A 20,932-nucleotide genomic window follows, 5' to 3' on the forward strand; every position below is an offset into this window, starting at 1 on the left:
TGCACAACCTCGCCCTCGCCGGATAGGCGAGCGGACCGCCACACGGCCAACCACGCCCGAGGCGACTCGTAGATCATTTACGGGACAAGCCTTAGTTCTGAGGAGCCGAATGACCCTGGGGCCTTCACGTTCCGAGGACGAGCGCATGTCCCGCTCAAACCGTATCAGTCGCACCCGCCGCAGCTCGGTTCAGAGGATGCAAGGCGGGCGACGTCATCCCGCGCGTCGAGGCCCCGGTGGTCGAACTGCGCACGGGCGCGGAGCGGGCGATCGAGCCGCCGGACGTGTGCCCGGGATGCCAGGGGGAGATCGACCGGTTGCAGGAGCGGTGGCGCTGCGTCCAGCCCGCCGACGACTGCGGGCGGATCGCCGCGATCCTGTACGCCGCCAGACGCGACCGGCTCCACATCGACGGCCTGGGCGAGCGGTACGTACGGGCCCTCGTCGAGGCCGGCGACGTACGCGACGTCGCGGACCTGTTCGCCCTGGACCTCGCGCGGCTCGCGCGGGCGGCGGGCAGCGAGAAGCGGGGCGCGAATCTGACCCCGCCGCCCCTTTTCCCCTGACCGCACCGGCCAGGGGCTCCGGAGGAGCGGGCCCGGCCCCCGCCGCGCGGGCTCAGCCCCTGCCGCGCCGGGGACCCGGTGCGGGTGGGGTGACCGCCAGCACCGGAGGGGCCGGCGAGGACCAGCGGTGGCCGCAGGGGTCGAAGACCAACGCCACCGGCCGGCCCGGGCGCTGGCGCCAGGAGATGCGCTCCGGCGCGCTCTCGCACACCGGACAGCGGGGCAACGGTCCCGGCTCCGGCAGGCACTCGGGTGCGGCCGCGAGCGGCGTGGAGTGCGTGTCACGCATGGAGGCTCCCTGGTCGTGCGGTTGGGCTGATCGCACTGTGCCATGGACGGGCCCTTGTCCGCACGGGCGAATCATCCAGTGTTTTCGCTGGTCAGAGGTGTGGTCACCAGGAGTATTCCGGTCGTCTTACGGGCACTTGGTGATCAACTGCTCACGCCTCCGGCCGCCACCAGGCCGGATGCGTACGCCGCGATCACCGCCTGGGAGGCGGACCGCCTCCTGACGCTCGGAGCGGACGCCGCCCGTACGCACGAAAACGCCGGCGGGCGCGGGACCCCGCAGGGTCCCGCGCCCGCCGGCGCTCGTACTGTTCTCGGCTCAGGCGAGCTTGTCGATCTCCGGGTGGTCGGCCAGCCAGGCGCGGACCGCCTCCTGCTCCTTGCCCTTGCCGGTCTCCTGGATCTTCGCCTCCAGGCCCGTGAGCTGCTCCTCGGTGAGCTTGAAGGAGCGCAGCCACTCGGCCACCTCGGGCTCGTCGGCGGCGAAGCCCTTGCGGGCGAGGGTGTGGATGCCGTCGCCCTTGCCCCAGGCGCCCTTCGGGTCCTCGAGCTTGGTCAGCTCGTAGGAGGAGTACGCCCAGTGCGGCGACCAGAGCACGGCCAGGACCGGCTCCTTCTTGTCGTAGGCCCGCTTGAGCTCGGCGAGCATGCCGGGGGTGGAGCCGTCGACGACCTGGTACTCGCCTTCGAGGCCGTACTCCCCCAGGACCTTGTCCTTCAGGATCGACATGGCGCCGGCGCTCGGCTCGATGCCGATGATCCGGCCCTTGAACTGTGCGGACTTGCCCTTGAGGTCGGCGAGCGAGCGCACGTCCTTCATGTACGAGGGCACGGACAGCTCCAGCGAGGTGGGGCCGTACCAGGACCCGAGGTCCTCCAGCTTGTTCCCGTACTTCTCCCAGTACTGGGCGTGCGTGACGGGCAGCCAGGCGTCGGTCTGGAAGTCGAGCTGGCCGCCGGCCAGGCCGGTGTACAGCGCGCCGGCCTCCAGCTGGCGGGCGTCGACCTTGAAGCCGCGGCGCTCCAGGAGCTCCTTCCACAGGAAGGTGGAGGCGATGCCCTCGTCCCAGGGGATGTAGCCGACGGAGACGGTCCGGCCCCTGCCGATGTCCGCGGCGCCGGCCGGGACGGTCTCGTCGTCCGCGGCGAAGGTGTTGAGGCCGCCCGCGACGAGGGCCAGTACGACGGCCCCGGAGACGGCGTAGGCGGGCTGGGGGCGGTGGTTCCAGACCTTGGCGGCGCCGGTCGCGGCGGACCGGGCCTTGGCGAGGGCGCGCCGGCCCAGCGGGGAGACGTGGCGGCCCAGCGCGCCGGTCATCCGGTCCAGGTACATGGCGAGGATGACGATGGAGATGCCCGCCTCGAAGCCGAGGCCGATGTCGACGTTGCCGATGGCGCGGTAGACGGCCCCGCCGAGTCCGCCGCCGCCGACCATGCCGGCGATGACGACCATGGACAGGCCCAGCATGATGACCTGGTTGATGCCCGCCATGATGGTGGGCAGCGCCAGCGGCAGCTGGACGCGGACCAGGGTGTCGCGCGGGGTGGTGCCGAAGGCGTCGGCGGCCTCGACCAGGTCGGAGTCGACCTGGCGGATGCCCAGCTCGGTCATCCGTACGCCCGGCGGCAGCGAGAAGATGATCGTCGCGATGATGCCGGGTACGACGCCCACCCCGAAGAAGATGATGCCGGGGATGAGGTAGACCATGGCCGGCATGGTCTGCATGAAGTCCAGGACGGGCCGCAGGACGGCGCTCACCCGGTCCGAGCGGGAGGCCCAGATGCCGAGCGGGATCGCGATCACCAGCGTGACGAGCGTGGCCACCAGGACCAGCGACAGCGTGGACATGGCGTCGGACCACAGGTCGACGGAATCGATGAGCGCGAGGCCCGTGAACGCGAGGAGGCCCGCGAGGAGCCCGCGCAGCCACCAGGCGGCGACGGCCAGGATGCCCGCGAACAGCAGCGGGTGGGGAGCGGAGAGCACGGCGTCGATGCCGTCGTAGAGGCCGGTGACGAGCGCGCTGACCGCGTCGAAGAGCCAGGTCAGGTGGCGCTGGAGGAAGTCGACACCGCTGTCGACCCAGGCGCCGAGGTGCAGACGGGGCATCAGGCCGCCACCTCCGCGCAGGCCATCGGCGGCCGTTGTTCGTCACCGATGAAGGCGATGAGCCGGTCCTGCGGTACGGAGCCCACGACGGCGCCGTCCCCGCCGGTGACGGCGACCGGGTGCGGGACCCGGGCACTGACGGCGCACAGGTCGGCGAGCGGGGTGTCGGCCGTGACGGTGGGGCAGCCACAGGCGTCGAGGTCGGCGCCGGCGACGTCCATGACGGCGTCGGCCGTCAGCACGCGCGAGCGGTCGACGTCCTGGATGAAGGAGGCGACGTACTCGTCGGCCGGGCGGATGAGGATGTCCTCCGCGGTGCCCTGCTGGACGATGCGCCCGTCGCGCATGACGGCGATGCCGTCGCCCAGGCGCATGGCCTCGTTGAGGTCGTGGGTGATGAAGACGATGGTCTTCTTCAGGCGTCGCTGGAGCTCCAGCAGCTGGTCCTGCATGTCGCGGCGGATCAGCGGGTCCAGGGCACTGAAGGACTCGTCCATCAGCAGCAGATCGGCGTCGGTCGCCAGGGCGCGGGCGAGGCCGACGCGCTGCTGCATGCCGCCGGAGAGCTCGTCGGGCCAGGACTTCTCCCAGCCTTCGAGCCCGCACAGGGCCAGGGCCTCGGCCGCGCGCCGCTCGCGCTCGGCGCGGTCGACTCCCTGTACTTCCAGCCCGTAGGCGGCGTTCTCCAGGACGTTGCGGTGTGGAAAGAGCGCGAAGTGCTGGAAGACCATGGAGATTTTCGTGGAACGCACGCGGCGCAGCTCGCTCGCGCTGAGCTCCGTGAGGTCCTGACCGTCGAAGAGGATGCGCCCCGCGGTGGGCTCGAGCAGTCCGTTCAGCATGCGCAGCAGCGTGGACTTGCCGGACCCCGACAGACCCATGACGACGAAGATCTGGCCGGGCTCGACGCTGAAGGAAGCGTCGATGACCGCGGCCGTCGTGCCGTCGGCGCGGAGCTCGTCGCGGCCGGAGCCGCTTTCGAGCGCGCGTACGGCGTCGGCGGGTCGTCTTCCGAACACCTTGTAGACGTGTTCGGCCTGGAGCGTGGACACATACACCTCACGGGTCGTACGGGGTACGGCGGGCGCCGGGCAGGCCGGCGGGCCGTGGAGCGGGACGGGATCGACCCGCGTGCGCCGCGCGCCCGGCGCGCTGCGCCAAGGACGTGGTTCCGCTCCGGCGGCCACCCTGCCCGGTATTCACACCGGCAAACGGTGAAGTGATTCACCTCACGTACGGGCGGGCGCGCCCCCGAAATCCGGCCACGGCAGGGGTTGGGCGGCGGTCTTCGGGTAAGCGGGGGCCATGAAACCGTTCAGCAAGGCGATGACGAAGCCCAGTTGGGGAAGCCGACTGCGCGCGGGGCGGACCGCCGGAGCGGGGGCCGCCGGGCCCGGGACGCTCGCACCGGATGTGACGCGGCCGACAGGCATGAAGCGGGTGGCGGACCCCTCGCAGGCCGCACCGCGAGAGGCGGCGGAGCCGCGAGTGGCGCGGGGGCCGGATGATCCGCGGGGCCCGGAGGAGTCGCGGGACGCGGAGGAGTCGCGGCGGGCGGTGAAGGAGCGGCTGGCGGGCGCGCGGGAGGCCGGGACCGCATCCGAGTACAAGGCACCGGCCCACCCGGTGGTGCGGGCGGCGGCGATGCTCGCGGCCCTGGCCGGGACGGTGGCCTTCAGCGTGGTCCTGGCGCGGCTGACCCTGGAGCCGTCACCGGCCTCGGTGGCCCTCACGTACAGCAACGTGCACCCGGGCCAGTCGATCCGCGCCTATCTGGACCACGGCACGGCCCGCGAGGCGGCGCGCCAGCTCGGCGGGAACCTGCTGCTGGGAGTGCCGTTCGGGGTGCTGCTGCCGGTACTGGTGCCGCAGGCCCGCGGACTGGCGCGGGTGGCGGTGTGCACGACGGTCGTGATGGTGCTCGTGGAGCTGGTGCAGGGGGCGCTCGTCACGGGGCGGGCCTTCGACATCGACGACGTGATCCTCAACACGGCGGGCGCGCTGCTCGGGTACCTGTTCCTCGGGCGGCGACTGGGCCGGGCCGTGCATCCGCGGCGGCGGCACTGGTGGCACCGCTTCACCCGGCGGTCTCCCGCCGGGTGAAGGGGCCCGCGGGCGCATCAGACCCGGTCGGCGCAGGCCATGCCTGCCGTCGGCCGGGCGTCCGTGTTCCGGTCCTCCAGCATCGAGGTGCGCAGGTGGGCCAGGAGCCGGGTCAGCAGGCGGGAGACCTGCATCTGGGAGATGCCGAGCGCGGCGCCGATCTGCGCCTGGGTCAGCTCCTCGCCGAAGCGCATCTGCAGCATCCGGCGCTCGCGGTCGGTGAGCTGCTCCAGCAGCGGCGCCAGGCTCTGGATGTCCTCGACCAGTTCCATGGCCGGCTCCTCCTCGCCCATCACGTCGGCGAGGGTGTGGCCCTCGGCGGGGCCGTCGCCGTGTTCGGCGTGCGGCGCGTCGAGCGAGCCGCTGGTGTGGCCGTTGGCGGCGACGAGGCCCTCTATGACCTCCTCGTCCGAGAGGCCGAGGTGACCGGCGAGGTCCGCGACCGTGGGCGCGCGGTCGAGCGTGGTCGTCAGCTCTTCCTTGGCCTTGGCTATGTCGATGCGCAGCTCCTGGAGGCGGCGCGGGACGCGCACGGCCCAGGAGGTGTCGCGGAAGTGCCGCTTGATCTCGCCGGTGATGTACGGCATGGCCAGCGTGGAGAACTCGTTCTCCCGGGCCGGGTCGAACCGGTCGATGGCCTTGATCAGACCGATCGTGCCCACCTGGACGATGTCCTCGATGTCCCCGCCGTCGGCGCGGTTGCGGAAGCGGCGCACGGCGTACTGCACGAGTGAGGCGTTCATCTCGATGAGCGTGTTGCGGACGTACTGGTACTCCGGGGTGCCCTCGGTCAGCTCGCGCAGGCGCAGGAAGAAGACCTTCGACAGTTCCCTCGCGTCACCCGGGGCCACTTCTCGGGGCTCCGCGATACGGGGCAGGCCCGCCGAGCGGGCGGCCTCGGCGCTGGGACGGGGGTGCGGAACGGAGGTCGTGGCGGGGGCTGAAGTACGGGCGGACGGGTAAGGGACCGGCATGGAGTTCGCTCCTTGGGCTGGTCGGCTTGCGGCGCGGGACCTTGACTGCCGTAGATGGTGGACCGCATCTGCTCACACGTCAAGAAATACCGGAAATGCATTTCACGTCTTGCGTCACCTGAATCATTTAACGCATCATGAAGGCATGGGGAGCACGTCTCAGCGACAAAATTGGACATTCCTGACGAATCACGCGCGCGTTCTGGTGGCCATCGCCCGGGACCCGGCGGTTCGGCTCAGGGATGTCGCCGCCATGTGCGGGCTGACCGAGCGCACGGTCCAGACGATCGTCACCGACCTGGAGGCGGACGGGTACCTGCGCCGCGTCCGCGACGGCCGGCGCAACCGGTACGAGATCTCCACCGGCGCCGTCTTCCGCCACCCCGCGGAGGCCGGTGTCCAAGTGGCCGGCCTGCTCGCCCTGCTGACCGGCGCGGCCGCCGACCCCGACGCCCCCGCCCTCGTCGCCGGCCTGGACGTCCGGGACGACGCCCCGGACGAGGACGACGGCACCCCGGAGGACAACGGCGCCCCCACGGCCCTCTCGGACCCCGCCCCGGACCGGGTGTCGCCGGTCGCGTGACCCGTGGGCAGGACCTATGGGCGTGATCTGTGGGAAACCTCACCCCTGGCCGAAGGCTCCCTGGCGTGCTGCGATCCGGCCGGTGCGGGCCGGTCGCCGGGGTACGACCCCCGTCGCGGCCCTACTGGCCGAGGCCGCACCCCGTACGGCCGAACCTACTCCCGCGCCCTGCCGGACGCACCCCGGTTCCACAGCCGACGACGCCCGGCAGCCGTTCGGTGCCCGCGCGCGCCCCGACGCCGAGGACATCGACCTCCCCGAACGCCGCCGGGTCCAGCCCCACCCCCTACGTCCGTTACTGCCGGGCAGCTCCTGGGAAGCTCCCTTCTCGTCCTCTTGACGATATGAGCGGGGCTCGTTATCGTCGCATTGACGAAATGAAGGGGGTCCGCCATGGCCGACATCACCCGGCGCTTCGGCTGGCGTCATCTGCGCTCCGCGCCCACCGTCCACATCCGCCACCACAAGCGCGGCCGGCTCGTCCACGACGGGCGGGGCCTCAGCTTCTGGTACCGGTCGCTGTCGGCGGCGCTCTCCGAAGTGCCGGTCGACGACCGGGAGCTGGCCATGGCGTTCCACGCCCGTACGTCCGACTTCCAGGACGTCGCCGTGCAGGCCACCGTCACCTACCGGATCAGCGACCCCGCCGAGGCCGCGGACCGGCTCGACTTCTCCGTCGACCCGGACACCGGGAGCTGGCGCGGCGCGCCCCTGGAGCAGATCGCCACCCTCCTCACCGAGACCGCGCAGCAGCACACGCTGGACGTACTGGCCCGGACCCCGCTGGCCGTCGCCCTGGTGGACGGCGTCGCCTCCGTGCGGGAGCGGGTCGCCGCCGGTCTCGCCGCCGAGCCCCGGCTCCCGGCCACCGGCATCGACGTGGTGGCCGTGCGGGTCGTGGCGATCCGCCCCGAGGCCGATGTGGAGCGCGCCCTGCGCACCCCGGCCCGCGAGCAGATCCAGCAGGAGGCGGACCGGGCCACCTATCAACGACGGGCCGTCGCCGTCGAGCGCGAGCGTGCCATTGCCGAGAACGAGCTGGCCAGTCAGATCGAACTGGCCCGGCGCGAGGAGCAGTTGGTCGAGCAGCGCGGCATCAACGCCCGCCGCGAGGCCGAGGAGAAGGCGACGGCGGACGGTGTGAGGACGGAGGCCGAGGCGGCCCGCAAGGTCCGCCTGGCCCGTGCGGATGCCGAGGCGGCGCGCGAGGCGGGCGCGGCGCGCGCCGAGGTTCAGGCTGCCTGGCTGCGCGTGCACGACGAGGCCGGCCCGGGCACGCTGCACGCCCTGGCGGCGACCCGGCTGGCGGAGAACCTGCCGCGGATCGAGAGCATCACGCTCTCTCCCGACGTCCTCACCGGGCTCCTCAGCAGGCTCGGACGTCCGGAAGGCGGCGCGGGCGCGTGAGCCTGGCCCCGCGGGCGGTGCTCGTGCACCGCAGGACCGAGTACGAGGAGCTGCTCGCCCGGCACGGGACGCACGGGCAGGCCGCGTTCTTCCTTTCCAGCCGGGGCCGGTCGATCGACGAGGTGGTCCGTCGCCACGACCGCACGCGGCAGGCGCTGCGCGAGGTGGCGGCGGCGGTGCCGCTCACCTGGCGCAGCTCCCGGGTGGAGCGGGCGGACCTGGACCGCTTCCTGTTCGCCCCGGAGGACGTGGTGGTCGTGGTCGGCCAGGACGGCCTGGTCGCCAACACCGCGAAGTACCTGCGCGGACAGCCGGTGGTCGGCATCGACAGCGATCCGGGGCGCAACCCGGGGGTCCTGGTCCGTCACCGCTGTGCCGACACGGCCGCGCTGCTGCGCGCGGCGACCGCCGTCGGGGGCCGGGCGGAGGAGCTGACCATGGTCGAGGCCGTCGCCGACGACACCCAGCGCCTGCTCGCGCTGAACGAGATCTATCTGGGCCCGGCCGGTCACCAGACGGCCCGTTACCGCCTGGGCTCCGACGGCGAGCAGGATCCGGGCGAGGCCCAGGCATCCTCCGGGGTGCTGGTGGGCACCGGCACGGGCGCCACCGGCTGGCTGCGTTCCCTGTGGCTGGAGCGCGGCAGCCCGGCGGGGCTGCCCGCACCCTGCGAGCGGCGGCTCCTGTGGTTCGTGCGCGAGGCCTGGCCCTCCCCCACGACCGGTACGACGAAGGTCGCCGGCGAGCTGGGGCGGGGTCAGGAGCTGCAGCTGACCGTGGAGTCGGACCGGATCGTGGTCTTCGGCGACGGGATGGAGGCCGACTCCCTGGAGCTGACCTGGGGCCAGAGCGTACGACTGGGCATCGCGGAGACGTCGCTGCGCCTGGTGACCTGAGCGCGGCGCCCGACCGGCTGTCACCACTGCGGACCCACCGCAGGACGACGCGCTACGGGTGCCCGCGGGAACGGCGCCCGGTCGACGGAAGGGTGCCCGGTGGGTCGCCGCACCTGCCCGTGCAGGATGGTCCGCAGGCATCACCCTACGGGAATCGCCCTAGGTGACCCGGAAGCCGGTGGCCGCGTGGTCGCGGCGGTCCCGGTGGAAGGTCAGGCGGTCCCAGGTCGGGAAGGACAGGTCGGTGACGGCGAGCAGTCGGCCGTCGGTGTCGTGCAGGGTGCGCCGGACGGTCAGGCCGCACACCGGGGACGCGCTCGGCGGGTGGGTGGAGCGGGTCATGGTGATGGTTTCGGCGACCCGTCCCTCCGCCTGGACCCGGTCGAGCCAGCCGTGCAGCGGTTCGAGGTCCTCGTCGCGGGCGTCGGCGACCCGGTCGCGGTAGCGGGCGAGTTCGGGGCTGGCGGCGGTCACCGCCGGGCTCAGGTACGTCGCCGCGTGCCGCAGGGTCTCCCCCGCCGTGCCGTGGTCGCGCTGGTGGTGGACCAGGGTGCGGGCTCCCCCTCCCATGCCGAGGAGTGCCGCGAGCGAGGGCGGCACGGTGACCAGGGTGAGCCAGCTGTGCGTGAAGGCCACGGCCGTCACGGACGCGGCCCCCGGAGCCGGAGGGCGGACGTCCGGCGGTCCGCCGGCTGCCGCTCCCCGTCCCGGCGCGGACGCGGAGTCCGCCGGCGGCTCCGGTTCCGCCGCGGGTCGGGTGCCGCGGCGCCCGGTGACGATGAGCCCGTCCGCGCGCAGCTGCTGGAGGGCTGCCCTGATGGTCTGCCGGTTGACCTGGTAGCGGGCGGCGAGGCTGCGCTCGGAGGGCAGCCTGCCGCCGGGGGTGTGCGCGGCGCGGTCGAGATCGTCGCGCAGGGCTGCGGCGATCCGCTGGTACTTGGGCATGGCGGCCGGGCCGCCGCCCCGCGAAGGGGAGGGCATGACTTCTCCTCTGACGGGTGGTCAAGGACTGCGCGGTCTGCCCGACCAACGTAGCATTGGTCTATACCTCTGGGTGAGAGGGGACCGGGATCGCGGTCCACGTTGGCCGATTCCGTACCCCCCGCCCCGTACGCCCACGCCCCGGGACCCCGCCGACGCGCGTCCGCCCTCCGCCGCCGCGCGTCCATCCTCCGGGGCCGCGCCCTACCCCCGCAGCGGGTTCGGCAGCGGCAGGTAGCTGGCGTCCGCCCCGTCCGCCCGCGTCCAGCGCAGCAGCAGGTTGGTCTTGGCCGGCAGGGAGGGACCGGCCAGCAGCTCCGCGATCTCGGGGAGCCCGCGCGTGGCGTCGTAGCGCAGGAACTCCTCCCGCACCGCGGGCCACACGTGCGGCGCGGTGGCCGGATGGTGCTCGGCCAGCGCCCCTGCGACCTCCATGAGGTGGTTGACCACCAAGCAGTACACCAGCCGCTGCCAGGCGGCCGCCCGCCCGAGGCCGGAGAGGAGCTTGACGCCCTCCGCGTCGCGGAAGAGGGCCTGCACCGGCATGCCCGACGCGTCCACCGCGACCACGGTGTTCTGCAGGTGGGCCTCCAGGACCACCCCGTGCCGGGCGAACAGCTCCAGCACCGGCGGCACCACCTGCCGCAGGTACGCCCGCCACCAGCCCTCCGGGTCCGCCGAGCCGGCGAGCGGGCTCCCGGGCCAGCCCTCCGCGAGCGCGGCCGCCGCCAGCGGGGTGGCCCCGGGCCGTACGTGCGCGTGCAGGCCGTCGCGGACCAGGACGGCGAGCTCCTCGAAGGCGAACCCGGCGGTCCGGTAGCCGCGGTCGGCCAGCCAGGCCGCCGTGGACCCGGTCCGGCGCAGCGCGGCGAAGCCCGCCTCGACCGCCGCGTCGGTTCCGCGCAACTGGAGCAGGTCGTGGCGCCACAGGCGGCGCACGTCGTTGGTGATGCGGACGTCGAGGCTGAACTTCACGAACAGGTCGGCGGCCGGAGCGGGTGCGTACACGGTGCGGATCGAGGCGGTGGGCCAGACCGGCCGCCGGCCCTCCCCCAGGCGCAGCAGCCGCCCGTCGGCGAAGGCCTCGCGCACCCCGGGCCGGGCGCCGACCAGTTCCAGCTGCCACGGGTGGGCCGGCAGCAGCCGGTAGCCGGCGGGCGGGCGCGGGCCGTCGAGCACGTCCGCGAGCGCGTCGATCGCCCCGGCCGCGGCCGGGCCGCCTTCTTCCACCGCCTGGTCATCGCGCACCCCCAGGAAGACCAGCGGGAAGCGGGCGTGGGCCTCCGGCGCGTACGGCAGCCAGCTCGCCACCGGCGCCCCGCCCCGGGACTTGGGGGCCGGATGGTGGGGGTGGCCCATGATCAGGGACTGCTCGGAGCGGACGAACGGGTCCGCGGAGGGCTCCGCCCGCGCCCGGGCCGCCAGCAGCGCGGCGACCGCGGCGCGGCTGTCGGCGATCTCGACCGGGAGTTCGCCGTTCGCGATCCCCGTGTACCGGCCCAGTTCGTCGGCGGTGAGTTTGACGAGGTCGGTGTGGCTGAGCGGACGCCAGCCGTCCGCCGTGCGCAGTTCGGGGCGTTCCGGCCGGCGGCCGCCCCGCACCCGCAGCAGCCGCCCGCTGCCCCGCAGCCGGTGGACGCCCGCCCCCCGGGGTTCGGCGGCCTCCCTGAGCAGGCAGTTCAGGAGCGGGGTGGTGGCGTACGCGTCGGCGGCGGCGTTGAGGTCCACTGGTTCCATTCGGTCCATCCGGTGCGCCGGAGGTTCGCGGGGCGTACCGGCGGCTGTGATCTTCAGTATCCGCGATGATGACTTGATCATCCTGTAGAGCGCCATTCCGACCCCCGGAGCCCCCTCGTGCACGTACCCGCCTCCCCGGCCGAAGAGGCCGTCGCCGTCGGGCTGGACGCCGTCCGCCCGGCGCTCGGCCCCGCGTACGCCGCCGCCCTCGGCGGAGCCCGGGCGGCCGTACTGACCCGGTTGTGGCGCGCGCTGGCCTTCGAGCCGCTGCCGTGGGTGGCGGCCCGGGAGCCGGGGCCGGGCTCGCTGACCGTCCTGCTCGCCGGGGGCTCCCGGCTGGAGGGACCGGCGCCGGACGCGTACGCGACCGGGTCGTACGTGGAGGAGCTGCTGCTCGACGGGAGGCCCTACCGGCAGGCCGCCCGGCTCGTCGGCGCCCTGGAGGTGCCGCACGGGGAGGGGTTCGCCGCCGAGCTGGACGGCAGTACGGCCTCCCTCGCGCTCTCCCGTGCCGGACAGCCGCCCGCCGGCTCCGACACGGCCGCGCCGACCACCCGGGAGTGGGAGCAGCGGGTGGTCGACGGGCACCCGTACCACCCGAACTGCCGCTCCCGGCCCGGGTTCTCGGTGGCCGAGGAGCTGGCGTACGCGCCGGAGCACCGGCCGGTGGTGGACCTCGGGCTGGTCGCCGTACGGGCCGAGGAGTGCCTGGTGACCGGGGACTGGCCGGACCGGCTGCGGGACGCGGGACGGATCCTGGTCCCGGTGCACCCGTGGCAGGCCGCGCACGTCCTGGGCAAGGAGCGGGTGGGGGCCGGGTTCGCGGCGCACCCTCTGATGGCCCTGCGCACCCTGGCGCCCGAGGCGGGCGGCCCGCACGTCAAGACGGCGCTGAGCACCCGGCTGACCTCCTCGGTGCGCGACATCTCCGGCTACTCCATCGAGACCGCCGCGGCCGTCTCCGCCTTCGCGCAGACCCTGTCCGAACGCCTCGACGGGCGGCTGCACATCACCCGCACCCTGGGCGCGGCGACCGCGCACAGCCCGGACCTGGCGGCCGTGCTCCGCGAGCCCCCGGAGGCGTACGCGGACGCCGCCGCCGGTGAACGGGTGCTTCCGGTCGCGGCCCTGGCGGCGTTCCCACCGGCGCGGTCGGCGGCCTGGCGGGCGGAGTTCGCCCGGCTCGCGCTGTCGGTGTGCCTGCGCGTCCTGGACCTCGGGGTGGCCCTGGAGGCCCACGGGCAGAACCTCCTCGTCGTCCTCTCCCCCACCGGCACCCCGGTGAGGCTGGTCTACCGGGACCTCGCCGACATCCGGATCAGCCCGGCCCGGCTGCGGCGGCACGGCCTTCCGGTGCCGCCGCTGTCCGGGCGGCTGGTCACCGACGACGTCGCCGTACTGCGGCGCAAACTCTTCGGCTCGCTGCTGACGGGGGCGCTCGGCGCCACGGCCGGCTCGGCCGGGGCCTTCGCCGAGGCCTTCGCGGAGGCGGCCGGCCTGCCCGCCACCGCCGACACCGGCGCCCTGCTGACCGGTCCGCTGCCCACCAAGGCGCTCACCTTGATGCGGCTGAGCCCGGGCGTGCCCGGCGACCAGTGGGCGCAGCTGCCCAATCCGCTGGCGGCCCGTCCGGCCGCACCGCGCTGAACGGCGCGGATCGCCCCGACCGGCCCGTCCTGTTCCGGCCCGTTCCGGTGCGCGGGCCCGGCACGATCCGTACGGGACGGGATAGTCTCCAGGGGCATGACAGCGACCTCGTACCTGAACACCGTCCGGGCGTCGTACGACGCCGTCGCCGTGGACTACGCGCGCCTGGTCGGCGCCGATCTCGCCCGTAGGCCGCTGGACCGGGCCGTGCTGGCCGCGTTCGCCGAGTCCGTGCGGGGAGACGGCGGCCGTGCGGTCGCCGATCTGGGGTGCGGTCCCGGCCGGATGACGGCGCATCTGGACGGGCTCGGGATACGGGCCTTCGGCGTCGACCTCTCCCCCGCGATGGTGGCGGTGGCGCGCCGGAGCTATCCGGGGCTGCGCTTCGAGGTGGGCTCGATGGCCGCCCTCGACGTGGCGGACGGCGTCCTCGGCGGGGTACTGGCCTGGTACTCGACGGTGCACACACCACCCTCGGAACTACCGCTGCTCTTCGCGGAGTTCGCCCGCGTGTTGGCTCCGGGCGGCCATGTGCTGGCCGCGTTCCAGGTGGGCGACCAGCGGGTCCGGCTGGACCACGCGTACGGCCATCCGGTCGAGCTCGACGTGTACCGGACCCCGCCGGACCTGATCGCCTCCCTGCTGGCCGGCGCGGGCCTGGCCGAGACCGCCCGCCTGATCCGGGAGCCCGTCGACGGCGAACCGTCACCGCAGGGCTTCCTGCTCGCCCGCAGGGCGGAGGGCGACGCTCCGCCGGAGTAGGCACGCGGGGAGGAGCGGCCGGCGCCCGGAGGAGCAGGCCCCGGTGCGGGTGCGGTGCCGGAGCCGGCGCGGGTGCGGGTGCCGGCGCCGCCGGGGACTCCGGCTCCGCTCCGGATATATGACGAGCCGAATCGTTTCGACTGTGCGCCGTTCGGGGGGCAGCCGGGGCGGCGTGGGCCCGCCTTCGCGCCGATCGGTCCGCGCGGTGGCAGGAAGGGGGCATGAGCCTCCATCGCCGCCGGGTCCTGGGAAGCGCCGCCGCGGCCGTCCTCGCGTCCGTCGGGGCGGCGGCCCGGGGGCCGGACTACGGCGCGCTGGCCCGCGGGCTCGACGGGCGGGTGGTGGTGCCGGGCGACCGGGACTACCCCGAGGCACGCCAGCTCTTCCAGCCCCGCTACGACGTCGTCGCACCCGCCGCGGTCGCGTACCCGGCGCACGCCGGCGACGTGGCCGTCTGCCTGGACTTCGCCCGCCGCTCCGCCGTGCCCGTGGTCCCGCGCGGCGGCGGCCACAGCTACGCCGGCTGGTCCACCCGCGCCGCGGGGCTGGTCGTCGACACCGGGGCCATGGCCGCGGTCTCCGTCGAGGGGAGCGGCGTACGCGTCGGCGCGGGCGCCCGGCTCGGGGACGTGAACGCCGTCCTCTCCGCGCGGGGGCTCGGCATCCCCACCGGGCTGTGCCCCTCGGTCGGCATCGCCGGGCTGACGCTCGGCGGCGGCCTGGGCCTGGCCTCCCGGACCCACGGCACCACGTCCGACCGGCTGACCGGAGCCCGGGTGGTCACCCCCGACGGCACCGTGCGCGAGGTCGGCCCCGGCCGGGACGACGGGCTGTACTGGGCCCTGCGGGGCGGCGGGGGCGGCAACTTCGGGGTGGTCACCGAGTTCCGCTTCGCCGCGCACCCGGTCGGCGACTGCGCCTTCGCCGAACTCCACTGGCCCGACGCGGACTCGGCCGCGCTCCTGCGCGGCTGGCAGCGCTGGCTCGGCGGGCTGCCGGACCCGTTCTGGAGCCAGGTGGAGTTCACGGTCGGCCCGGGGTCCGCGACTCCCCCGGCCGTACGGGTGGTGTGCCTCGACGGGCGCGGGGAGCTGGAGCGGCAGCTGACCCGGCTGTCCGACCTGGTCGGCCGCCCGGCGCGGGACAGCTGGGTCGTCGTCCGCGGCTACGGCGACACCGTACGGGCCATGTCGGGCTGCCTGGACCGGACTCCCGCGCAGTGCCGCCTCCCGGGCACGCTGCCCGGGAGGGACCCGCGGGGGCGGCTCGGCCGGGACTCGTACGCGGCCCGCTCCGACTTCTGGGCGGGCGCCGGGCTGACGGACGCGGCCGTCGCCACGGTCCTCGACGCCGTCCGGCGCCATCCCTCCGAGGTCCCCCCGGGCGGCACGGGGGTCGTGCAGTTCGACGGGGTGTGCGGGGGCGCCGTGAACCGGGTCGGACCCGCCGACACCGCCTTCGTGCACCGCGGGGCCGCCTTCCTCGCCCAGTACCTCGTCTACTGGCCGGACTCCGCCCCGGCCGCCGAGGCCGCCCGCCACCAGGCCTGGCTGGACGGGCTCTGGGAGGGGCTGCGCCCCTGGGCGAGCGGCCGCGCGTACCAGAACTACGCCGATCCGAAGCTCCCCGGCTGGCGCGAGGCCTACTACGGGCCGAACCTCCCCCGCCTGGAAGCCGTTCGCCGCGCCTACGACCCCGAGCGCCTCTTCCGCTTCCCCCAGGCCGTCTAGACGTGCCGTCCCGCCGCCCGGCACCGGGGCGCCCGGCGCGCCGCGCCCGCCCGGCCGCCGGGGACGCCCGAGCGGGTCCGGTGCCCGGTCGGCCCGCCGCCCCCCGGGGGAGCCGGGCCGATCGGGCACCGCGGGGCGTCCCCGGCCGCCGGGGCGGCGGAACGACCTCGACGACGCGGCCCGGCGGCCACCCGCCCGCTCCCTCCGTGCCCCTCCGTGCCCCTCCGTGCCCCTCCGCCTCCCTCCGTCCCGCCGGCGGCCCGGCCGGTGCCCGCCCTCATCGTCCGAGATCCCCTTCCCCCTGGAGCTGCGCATGCGACGTACGTTGATCCTGGCCGCCGCGGCCGCCGCGCTGTTGGTCTCCGCCGGGCCGCTGCCCGCCGCCGAGGCAGGGAGCCCCGGTACGGCGGCCGCCGGGCACTGGTCCGCCCGCGAGGCGTCGGCCTTCTGGACCGCCGAGCGGATGGCCTCGGCGGTGCCGCTGCCGGACCCGGCCCCCGGCACCGGCGCCCCGGTCAGGGAACCCGCCGCCGCGGAGCCGCCCGCGAGCCCGGCGCCGCGCCCGGAACCAGCTGCTCCGCCCGCCGTGGACGGGGACGGCCCGCCGGTCGCCGCCGAGCCATCGGTACCCGGCGCGCCGGCCCCGGCTCCGGTGGCGCCCCCCGCTGAGTCCGGGACCCCGCCGTCGCCCGCCCCGGTACCGGGGACGGCGCCCTCGTCCGCCCCGTCCGAACCGTCCGCCCCCTCCGAACCGCCGCCGCCCGTGGTGCCGAAGTCGCCCCTGAGCCCGGCCGTTCCGGAGCTGCCCGCCGCGGCCGGGCCGGGGGTCGGGCAGAACTTCGGCGGGCTCCCCGTCGTCGGCCGGATGTTCGTCATGAAGGCGGGTGGGGCGTACTTCTGCACCGCCAGCGTCGTCGCCTCCCCCGGCCGCAACCTGGTGCTCAGCGCCGCCCACTGCCTGCTCGGACCGGACTCCCGGCAGGTGGCCTTCGTACCCCGGTACACACGCGCCAAGCCCCGGCCGTACGGCCTGTTCCCCGTCCTGCGGGACGCGGGCAGGCGTCCCAAAATCTGGATCGACCCGCGCTACCGCTCCCAGGGGCCGAACCGCGCCGCCGCCCTCGACGTGGCCTTCGCCCAGGTGGGGCCGGACTCCCGCGGCCGCCGGGTACAGGACGTGGTCGGTGGCAACCGCCTCGTCACCGGCGGCGCCTACGCCCAGAGCCGGGTGTCGCTGATCGGGTACCCGGCCTCCGCCGCCCGACCGCGCCTGTGCGTCAACCGGACGACGAAGTTCACCAGCTCCGACCCGCGGATCCCCGGATCGTTCCTGCGCATCCACTGCACCGGCTACCCCGGCGGGACCAGCGGCGGACCGTTCCTGCTCCGCCTGGACGCCAAGCGCGGGACCGGTGACGTGATCGGGGTGATCGGCGGCTGGAAGACCGGCGGCGACACGGCCGACACGTCCTACAGCTCCTACTTCGGCGCGGACGTCAGGAGGTTGTACGCGAAGGCGGTTGCCGGGGCGAAGGCGGGGTGAGGCCCCGGACCCGGCGGGTCCGCCGCGGGTTGCCGACGGTCCTGGGGGCCACCGGGAGCCCGTCGGCGCTCAGCACGTCGGCCGGTGGCAGCCCGAGCCGGCGCCGCAGGTCGGCGAGGGCCGCGTGGACCGGCGCGAGCACGACCTCGGCGCCCGGACCGATGTGCGCGAGGGCGTGCGCGGTGGTCTCGATCGCCTCGGCGGCGTCCTCGGCGGCGGTCCGGCTCCAGCCCCCGGGCCCGTCGGCGCCCCGGGGTGCGACCGTGTCGTAGAGGTGGCAGGCGGCGTCGGCCGCGGCGTCGGCGCGTTCGCCGACGCCCGGCGCCGCGATGGTCGGCAGTTCCATGCCGGGTCAACGAGCGGGGCCCGCCGGGGGAACGAGCCCGGGCGCCGGGGCCCGCGACGGCCCGCTCCGGTCCCCCGGAAGCCGGCCGTCACGTGACGACGTGCAGCCACAGCGGCAGGAGCAGGAGCGAGGCCAGCGAGGTCTTGATGACGAGGGAGGCGCAGAGGTCGACGCCCACGTGGTAGCGCTGGGCGAAGATGAACAGGTTCTGCGGCGTGGGCATCGCGGCGATCAGGACCAGGTACGCGAGCCACGGCCCCCCGACCCCGAGCAGCGGCCCGCACACGGCCCAGGCCAGCAGGGGGAAGGCCAGACACTTGAAGCCGATGAGGGCCAGCTCCTCGCGCGTGGTGCCCCGCACGTCGAGGCCGAGGCCCCCGAGGTGGAGGCCGAGGGCGAACAGCGCCACCGGGGAGGCACTGTCCCCGACGAAGCCGGCCGCGTCCAAGGCCACCCCGGGCACCTGCACGGAGAGCAGGTTGAGCAGGATCCCCGCGTTGCAGGCCAGGACCAGCGGGGTCGCGAGCGAGGCGCCGACGGCGCGCACGAGGCGGCGTCCGGGGCCGCCGGCGGCGGGGCCGGGGCGGCCCAGTTCCATGAGGGAGATGACCACCAGGGACAGGACGCAGACCTGGAAGAGCAGGACGGGGAAGAGGGGGGCGGCCGTGCCGAACACGGTGATGAAGACGGGGACGGCGAAGTAGGCGGTGTTCACCTGCACCCCGGCCATGACGCGCAGCGCGACGGCGCGGGGCTCCCGTGTGCCGTGGGCGACCGCCGCCAGCGCGACGGCGGTCACCGCGAGCGCGGCCGCGGCCGCGTAGCCGCCGAGCGCCCGCCAGTCGAACAGGGCGGCCAGGTCGCTGCGGTAGATGTTGCCGAAGAGGTAGCAGGGGACGGCGAGGAGGAAGGCGTAGTCGGAGAAGGCCTTCGAGGCCTCGGCGGGCACGGCCTTGCGGCGGGCGAGCAGCACTCCGGCGCCGAAGGCCGCCATCACCGGCACCAGTTTCTCCAGTGCGGCTGCCCCGCCCATGCGTACCGGCTCCCCTTGATCGACCGTCGGCAGCCTACCCGCGCCGCCCGGGGCGCATAGGCTGGGCCGATCATGAGTGACGGAGCCCGCACCCGGCCGCGCGGCCGGCCCGGTGGAAGCACCCCCGCCCCGGTCGCCGACGCCCGTGTGCCCGGCGCACTGGCGCAGCTCGCCGTGGTCCTGCGCACGCCCGCGCGGGCGGCGGAGCCCCTGCTCGCGCGGGCGCCCAGGGCGTGGCAGCGGATGCTGCCCTTCGTCGTCGTCGGCCTGTTCACGCTCACGCTGCTGCCGGTGACGATCGCGGTGCTGACCAACGTGTACAAGGCGGGCGGCGGCTGGTCGGGCGCGCTCGGCGTGGCCCAGACCGTACCGCTGCTCCTCGCCGTGAACCGGCCGGTGCACGCGTGGGCGATGGTGCTGCTCGCGGACGTCTTCGGCGCGGTGCTGCTGATCCAGGCCGACGACCTGGCCGGGCGTGCCTGGCCCTGGACCCCGATGGTGATCGTCGGCTATCTGGCGCTGATGGCCTGCCTGGGGCTGCGCGAGTCCGTCCGGACCCTGGTCGGGGTGTGGCTGGCGACCGGGGCGATGGGCGCGCTGCTCGGCTTCTTCCGGCAGTCGGGGACCATGGACACGGCCGCGCTCCTCTTCGTGCTGAGCGGGGTGGTGCTGGCGCTGACGGGGGCGCTGCGCGGACTCGGGGACGCCCAGCAGCGGATCGCGGAGCAGGAGAGCATCAGCGAGGCGGAGCGGTCCCGGCGGACGCTGCTGGAGGAACGGGCGCGGATCGCCCGGGAGTTGCACGACGTGGTGGCGCACCACATGTCGGTGATCACGGTTCAGGCCGATTCCGCGCCCTACCGGGTGCCGGGCATGCCGGATCCGGTGCGGGAGGAGTTCGCCGCGATCGCGGCGAGCGCCCGCGAGTCACTGGGCGAGATGCGGCGGCTGCTGACGGTGCTGCGCGGGGACGGCGCCGGCGGCGCGGACGGGGAACGGGCCCCGCAGCCGGGCATCGACCGGCTCCAGCAGCTGGTGGAGGCGACCGTACGGGCGGGCCAGCCGGTGGAGTTGTCGCTCGCGGCGGGAGCCGCGGGGGCGGCGCCACCGGCCGTCGACCTCTCGGCGTACCGGATCGTGCAGGAGGCGCTCGCGAACGTGGTGCGGCACGCTCCGGGCGCGCCGACCACCGTGTCGGTGACCGTGGACGCGCAGGAGGTCCTCGTGCTCGTGGTGAACGGCCCGTCCCGCGACGCCGTGGTGGCGCTGGAGGGTTCGGGCACGGGCCACGGTCTGGTCGGGATGCGGGAACGCGTACGGTTGACGGGCGGGACGCTGGACACGGGTCCGCTGCCCGACGGCGGCTTCCGGGTCGCCGCCCGACTGCCGTTGGACCACCCGACCGAGGACACCAGTTGACCATCCGCGTGATCATCGTCGACGACCAGGCCATGGTGCGGGCGGGGTTCGCCGCGCTGCTGTCGGCTCAGGCCGACATCGACGTGGTGGGCGAGGCCCCCGACGGGCGGGAGGGGGTGCGGGTCTCCCGCTCCACCCATCCGGACGTGGTGCTGATGGACGTGCGGATGCCGGAGATGGACGGGCTGACGGCGGCCCGGGAGCTCCTGGATCCGCCGCGCGGCGTGGTGCACCGGCCGAAGGTGCTGATGCTGACCACCTTCGACATCGACGACTACGTGTACGAGGCGCTGCGCGCCGGCGCCTCCGGGTTCCTGTTGAAGGACGCCCCGCCGGCGGACCTGATCGCGGCGGTCCGGGTGGTGGCCTCGGGCGAGGCCCTGCTGGCGCCGTCGGTGACCCGGCGGCTGATCGCCGACTTCGTCCAGCAGCGGCCGGCTCCGCGGAAGGATCCGGCGCTGCGGCTGAACGGCCTGACTCCGCGTGAGACCGAGGTACTGGAACTCATCGCGCGCGGGCTCTCGAACCAGGAGATCGCCGGCCATCTGGTCCTCGCGGAGCAAACGGTCAAGACGCACATCGGCCGGGTGCTGGCCAAACTGGACCTGCGCGACCGGGCCCAGGCGGTGATCTTCGCGTACGAGGCGGGGCTGGTGCGGCCCGGCGACGCCGGCTGACCGACCTCCTTCGCACGCCCTAGCCCCAGTTCGTCCCCCGCCGCTGCCGCGGCCCGGCCGAGCGGGCCTGCCGCGACCGTCCGGGACGGCCGGTTCCGGCGGTCGTCTCCTCCACCCCCTACCGGGGTAT

General features: G+C 74.8%; 19 protein-coding genes. 11 read left to right on the forward strand and 8 right to left on the reverse strand.

All coding sequences use genetic code 11. The annotated features are described in order from the left end of the window. Positions 1–236: 236 nt before the first annotated feature. Positions 237–566 (forward strand): hypothetical protein, encoded by a 330-nt coding sequence (locus ACFWTC_RS26745; RefSeq protein ID WP_383933512.1) that lies wholly within the window; start codon positions 237–239, stop codon positions 564–566. A gap of 52 nt (positions 567–618) precedes the next feature. Here the strand turns inward: ACFWTC_RS26745 and ACFWTC_RS26750 are convergent, their stop codons facing one another. From ACFWTC_RS26750 to ACFWTC_RS26760, 3 genes are all read right to left on the reverse strand, one after another. Next, positions 619–855 carry a hypothetical protein gene (locus tag ACFWTC_RS26750; protein ID WP_383933514.1) on the reverse strand — a complete coding sequence of 79 codons (237 nt, stop codon included), beginning with the start codon at positions 853–855 and terminating at the stop codon, positions 619–621. 318 nt (positions 856–1,173) lie between these two features. After that, positions 1,174–2,964 (reverse strand): ABC transporter permease/substrate binding protein, encoded by a 1,791-nt coding sequence (locus ACFWTC_RS26755; RefSeq protein ID WP_383932302.1) that lies wholly within the window; start codon positions 2,962–2,964, stop codon positions 1,174–1,176. Further along, entirely contained in the window at positions 2,964–4,016 is a 1,053-nt protein-coding gene (locus tag ACFWTC_RS26760) for a glycine betaine/L-proline ABC transporter ATP-binding protein (RefSeq protein ID WP_384074680.1), read from the reverse strand. Before ACFWTC_RS26760 ends, ACFWTC_RS26755 begins: the two co-directional genes overlap by 1 nt. Positions 4,017–4,521: 505 nt before the next feature. Between ACFWTC_RS26760 and ACFWTC_RS26765 the strand changes: the two genes are divergently transcribed. Continuing rightward, the gene (locus ACFWTC_RS26765; RefSeq protein ID WP_384074682.1) at positions 4,522–5,067 is read left to right on the forward strand and encodes a VanZ family protein; all 546 of its coding nucleotides are present in this window, start codon (positions 4,522–4,524) and stop codon (positions 5,065–5,067) included. A 17-nt stretch (positions 5,068–5,084) separates the two neighbouring features. Here the strand turns inward: ACFWTC_RS26765 and ACFWTC_RS26770 are convergent, their stop codons facing one another. Continuing rightward, positions 5,085–6,041, reverse strand: a complete 957-nt coding sequence (locus tag ACFWTC_RS26770) for a SigB/SigF/SigG family RNA polymerase sigma factor (protein WP_383932304.1) — start codon at positions 6,039–6,041, stop codon at positions 5,085–5,087. Between the two features lie 145 nt (positions 6,042–6,186). Here ACFWTC_RS26770 and ACFWTC_RS26775 point away from each other — a divergent pair, with 145 nt between their 5' ends. From ACFWTC_RS26775 to ACFWTC_RS26785, 3 genes are all read left to right on the forward strand, one after another. Continuing rightward, positions 6,187–6,624: a MarR family transcriptional regulator gene (locus ACFWTC_RS26775; RefSeq protein ID WP_384074685.1), complete on the forward strand. Its 438-nt coding sequence runs from the start codon at positions 6,187–6,189 to the stop codon at positions 6,622–6,624. Positions 6,625–7,017: 393 nt separating this feature from the next. Next, complete coding sequence (locus tag ACFWTC_RS26780) at positions 7,018–8,031, forward strand: SPFH domain-containing protein (protein ID WP_384074688.1); 1,014 nt, start codon at positions 7,018–7,020, stop codon at positions 8,029–8,031. Further along, entirely contained in the window at positions 8,028–8,927 is a 900-nt protein-coding gene (locus ACFWTC_RS26785; protein ID WP_384074691.1) for a hypothetical protein, read from the forward strand. The genes ACFWTC_RS26780 and ACFWTC_RS26785 overlap by 4 nt, the downstream gene beginning before the upstream one ends. Positions 8,928–9,086: 159 nt before the next feature. On the opposite strand, the gene ACFWTC_RS26790 is transcribed toward ACFWTC_RS26785, so the two are convergent. Continuing rightward, the gene (locus tag ACFWTC_RS26790; RefSeq protein ID WP_384074694.1) at positions 9,087–9,908 is read right to left on the reverse strand and encodes a GntR family transcriptional regulator; all 822 of its coding nucleotides are present in this window, start codon (positions 9,906–9,908) and stop codon (positions 9,087–9,089) included. Between the two features lie 204 nt (positions 9,909–10,112). Then, complete coding sequence (locus ACFWTC_RS26795; RefSeq protein WP_384074696.1) at positions 10,113–11,654, reverse strand: IucA/IucC family protein; 1,542 nt, start codon at positions 11,652–11,654, stop codon at positions 10,113–10,115. A 108-nt stretch (positions 11,655–11,762) separates the two neighbouring features. Here ACFWTC_RS26795 and ACFWTC_RS26800 point away from each other — a divergent pair, with 108 nt between their 5' ends. From ACFWTC_RS26800 to ACFWTC_RS26815, 4 genes are all read left to right on the forward strand, one after another. Beyond that, the gene (locus ACFWTC_RS26800) at positions 11,763–13,292 is read left to right on the forward strand and encodes an IucA/IucC family protein (protein ID WP_383932316.1); all 1,530 of its coding nucleotides are present in this window, start codon (positions 11,763–11,765) and stop codon (positions 13,290–13,292) included. A gap of 96 nt (positions 13,293–13,388) precedes the next feature. After that, positions 13,389–14,054 carry a class I SAM-dependent DNA methyltransferase gene (locus ACFWTC_RS26805; protein ID WP_383932318.1) on the forward strand — a complete coding sequence of 222 codons (666 nt, stop codon included), beginning with the start codon at positions 13,389–13,391 and terminating at the stop codon, positions 14,052–14,054. Between the two features lie 221 nt (positions 14,055–14,275). Continuing rightward, the gene (locus tag ACFWTC_RS26810; RefSeq protein ID WP_384074699.1) at positions 14,276–15,784 is read left to right on the forward strand and encodes an FAD-binding oxidoreductase; all 1,509 of its coding nucleotides are present in this window, start codon (positions 14,276–14,278) and stop codon (positions 15,782–15,784) included. A gap of 313 nt (positions 15,785–16,097) precedes the next feature. Continuing rightward, on the forward strand, positions 16,098–17,327 hold the full coding sequence (locus tag ACFWTC_RS26815) for a hypothetical protein (RefSeq protein WP_384074701.1): 1,230 nt from the start codon (positions 16,098–16,100) through the stop codon (positions 17,325–17,327). Here the strand turns inward: ACFWTC_RS26815 and ACFWTC_RS26820 are convergent. Continuing rightward, complete coding sequence (locus tag ACFWTC_RS26820; protein WP_384074704.1) at positions 17,281–17,673, reverse strand: hypothetical protein; 393 nt, start codon at positions 17,671–17,673, stop codon at positions 17,281–17,283. The genes ACFWTC_RS26815 and ACFWTC_RS26820 overlap by 47 nt on opposite strands. Before the next feature lie 88 nt (positions 17,674–17,761). Beyond that, entirely contained in the window at positions 17,762–18,706 is a 945-nt protein-coding gene (locus ACFWTC_RS26825) for an AEC family transporter (RefSeq protein WP_384074707.1), read from the reverse strand. A 72-nt stretch (positions 18,707–18,778) separates the two neighbouring features. On the opposite strand from ACFWTC_RS26825, the gene ACFWTC_RS26830 reads away from it, so the two are divergent. Next, positions 18,779–20,125, forward strand: coding sequence for a sensor histidine kinase (locus tag ACFWTC_RS26830; RefSeq protein ID WP_383930530.1), 1,347 nt, complete (start codon positions 18,779–18,781; stop codon positions 20,123–20,125). Next, positions 20,122–20,802 (forward strand): response regulator, encoded by a 681-nt coding sequence (locus ACFWTC_RS26835; protein WP_383908712.1) that lies wholly within the window; start codon positions 20,122–20,124, stop codon positions 20,800–20,802. Before ACFWTC_RS26830 ends, ACFWTC_RS26835 begins: the two co-directional genes overlap by 4 nt. The last annotated feature ends 130 nt before the right edge of the window (positions 20,803–20,932 follow it).

It is taken from the genome of Streptomyces sp. NPDC058619 (assembly GCF_042717785.1).
In the GTDB taxonomy this organism is placed as follows: Bacteria; Actinomycetota; Actinomycetes; order Streptomycetales; family Streptomycetaceae; genus Streptomyces.

Bases quoted from the DNA above. Each gene is read 5' to 3' on its own strand.
- ACFWTC_RS26750 (WP_383933514.1), bottom strand. From the start codon at position 855: ATGCGTGACACGCACTCCACGCCGCTCGCGGCCGCACCCGAGTGCCTG.
- ACFWTC_RS26755 (WP_383932302.1), bottom strand. From the start codon at position 2,964: ATGCCCCGTCTGCACCTCGGCGCCTGGGTCGACAGCGGTGTCGACTTC.
- ACFWTC_RS26770 (WP_383932304.1), bottom strand. From the start codon at position 6,041: ATGCCGGTCCCTTACCCGTCCGCCCGTACTTCAGCCCCCGCCACGACC.
- ACFWTC_RS26775 (WP_384074685.1), top strand. From the start codon at position 6,187: ATGGGGAGCACGTCTCAGCGACAAAATTGGACATTCCTGACGAATCAC.
- ACFWTC_RS26780 (WP_384074688.1), top strand. From the start codon at position 7,018: ATGGCCGACATCACCCGGCGCTTCGGCTGGCGTCATCTGCGCTCCGCG.
- ACFWTC_RS26790 (WP_384074694.1), bottom strand. From the start codon at position 9,908: ATGCCCTCCCCTTCGCGGGGCGGCGGCCCGGCCGCCATGCCCAAGTAC.
- ACFWTC_RS26795 (WP_384074696.1), bottom strand. From the start codon at position 11,654: ATGGACCGAATGGAACCAGTGGACCTCAACGCCGCCGCCGACGCGTAC.
- ACFWTC_RS26805 (WP_383932318.1), top strand. From the start codon at position 13,389: ATGACAGCGACCTCGTACCTGAACACCGTCCGGGCGTCGTACGACGCC.
- ACFWTC_RS26810 (WP_384074699.1), top strand. From the start codon at position 14,276: ATGAGCCTCCATCGCCGCCGGGTCCTGGGAAGCGCCGCCGCGGCCGTC.
- ACFWTC_RS26815 (WP_384074701.1), top strand. From the start codon at position 16,098: ATGCGACGTACGTTGATCCTGGCCGCCGCGGCCGCCGCGCTGTTGGTC.
- ACFWTC_RS26820 (WP_384074704.1), bottom strand. From the start codon at position 17,673: ATGGAACTGCCGACCATCGCGGCGCCGGGCGTCGGCGAACGCGCCGAC.
- ACFWTC_RS26825 (WP_384074707.1), bottom strand. From the start codon at position 18,706: ATGGGCGGGGCAGCCGCACTGGAGAAACTGGTGCCGGTGATGGCGGCC.
- ACFWTC_RS26830 (WP_383930530.1), top strand. From the start codon at position 18,779: ATGAGTGACGGAGCCCGCACCCGGCCGCGCGGCCGGCCCGGTGGAAGC.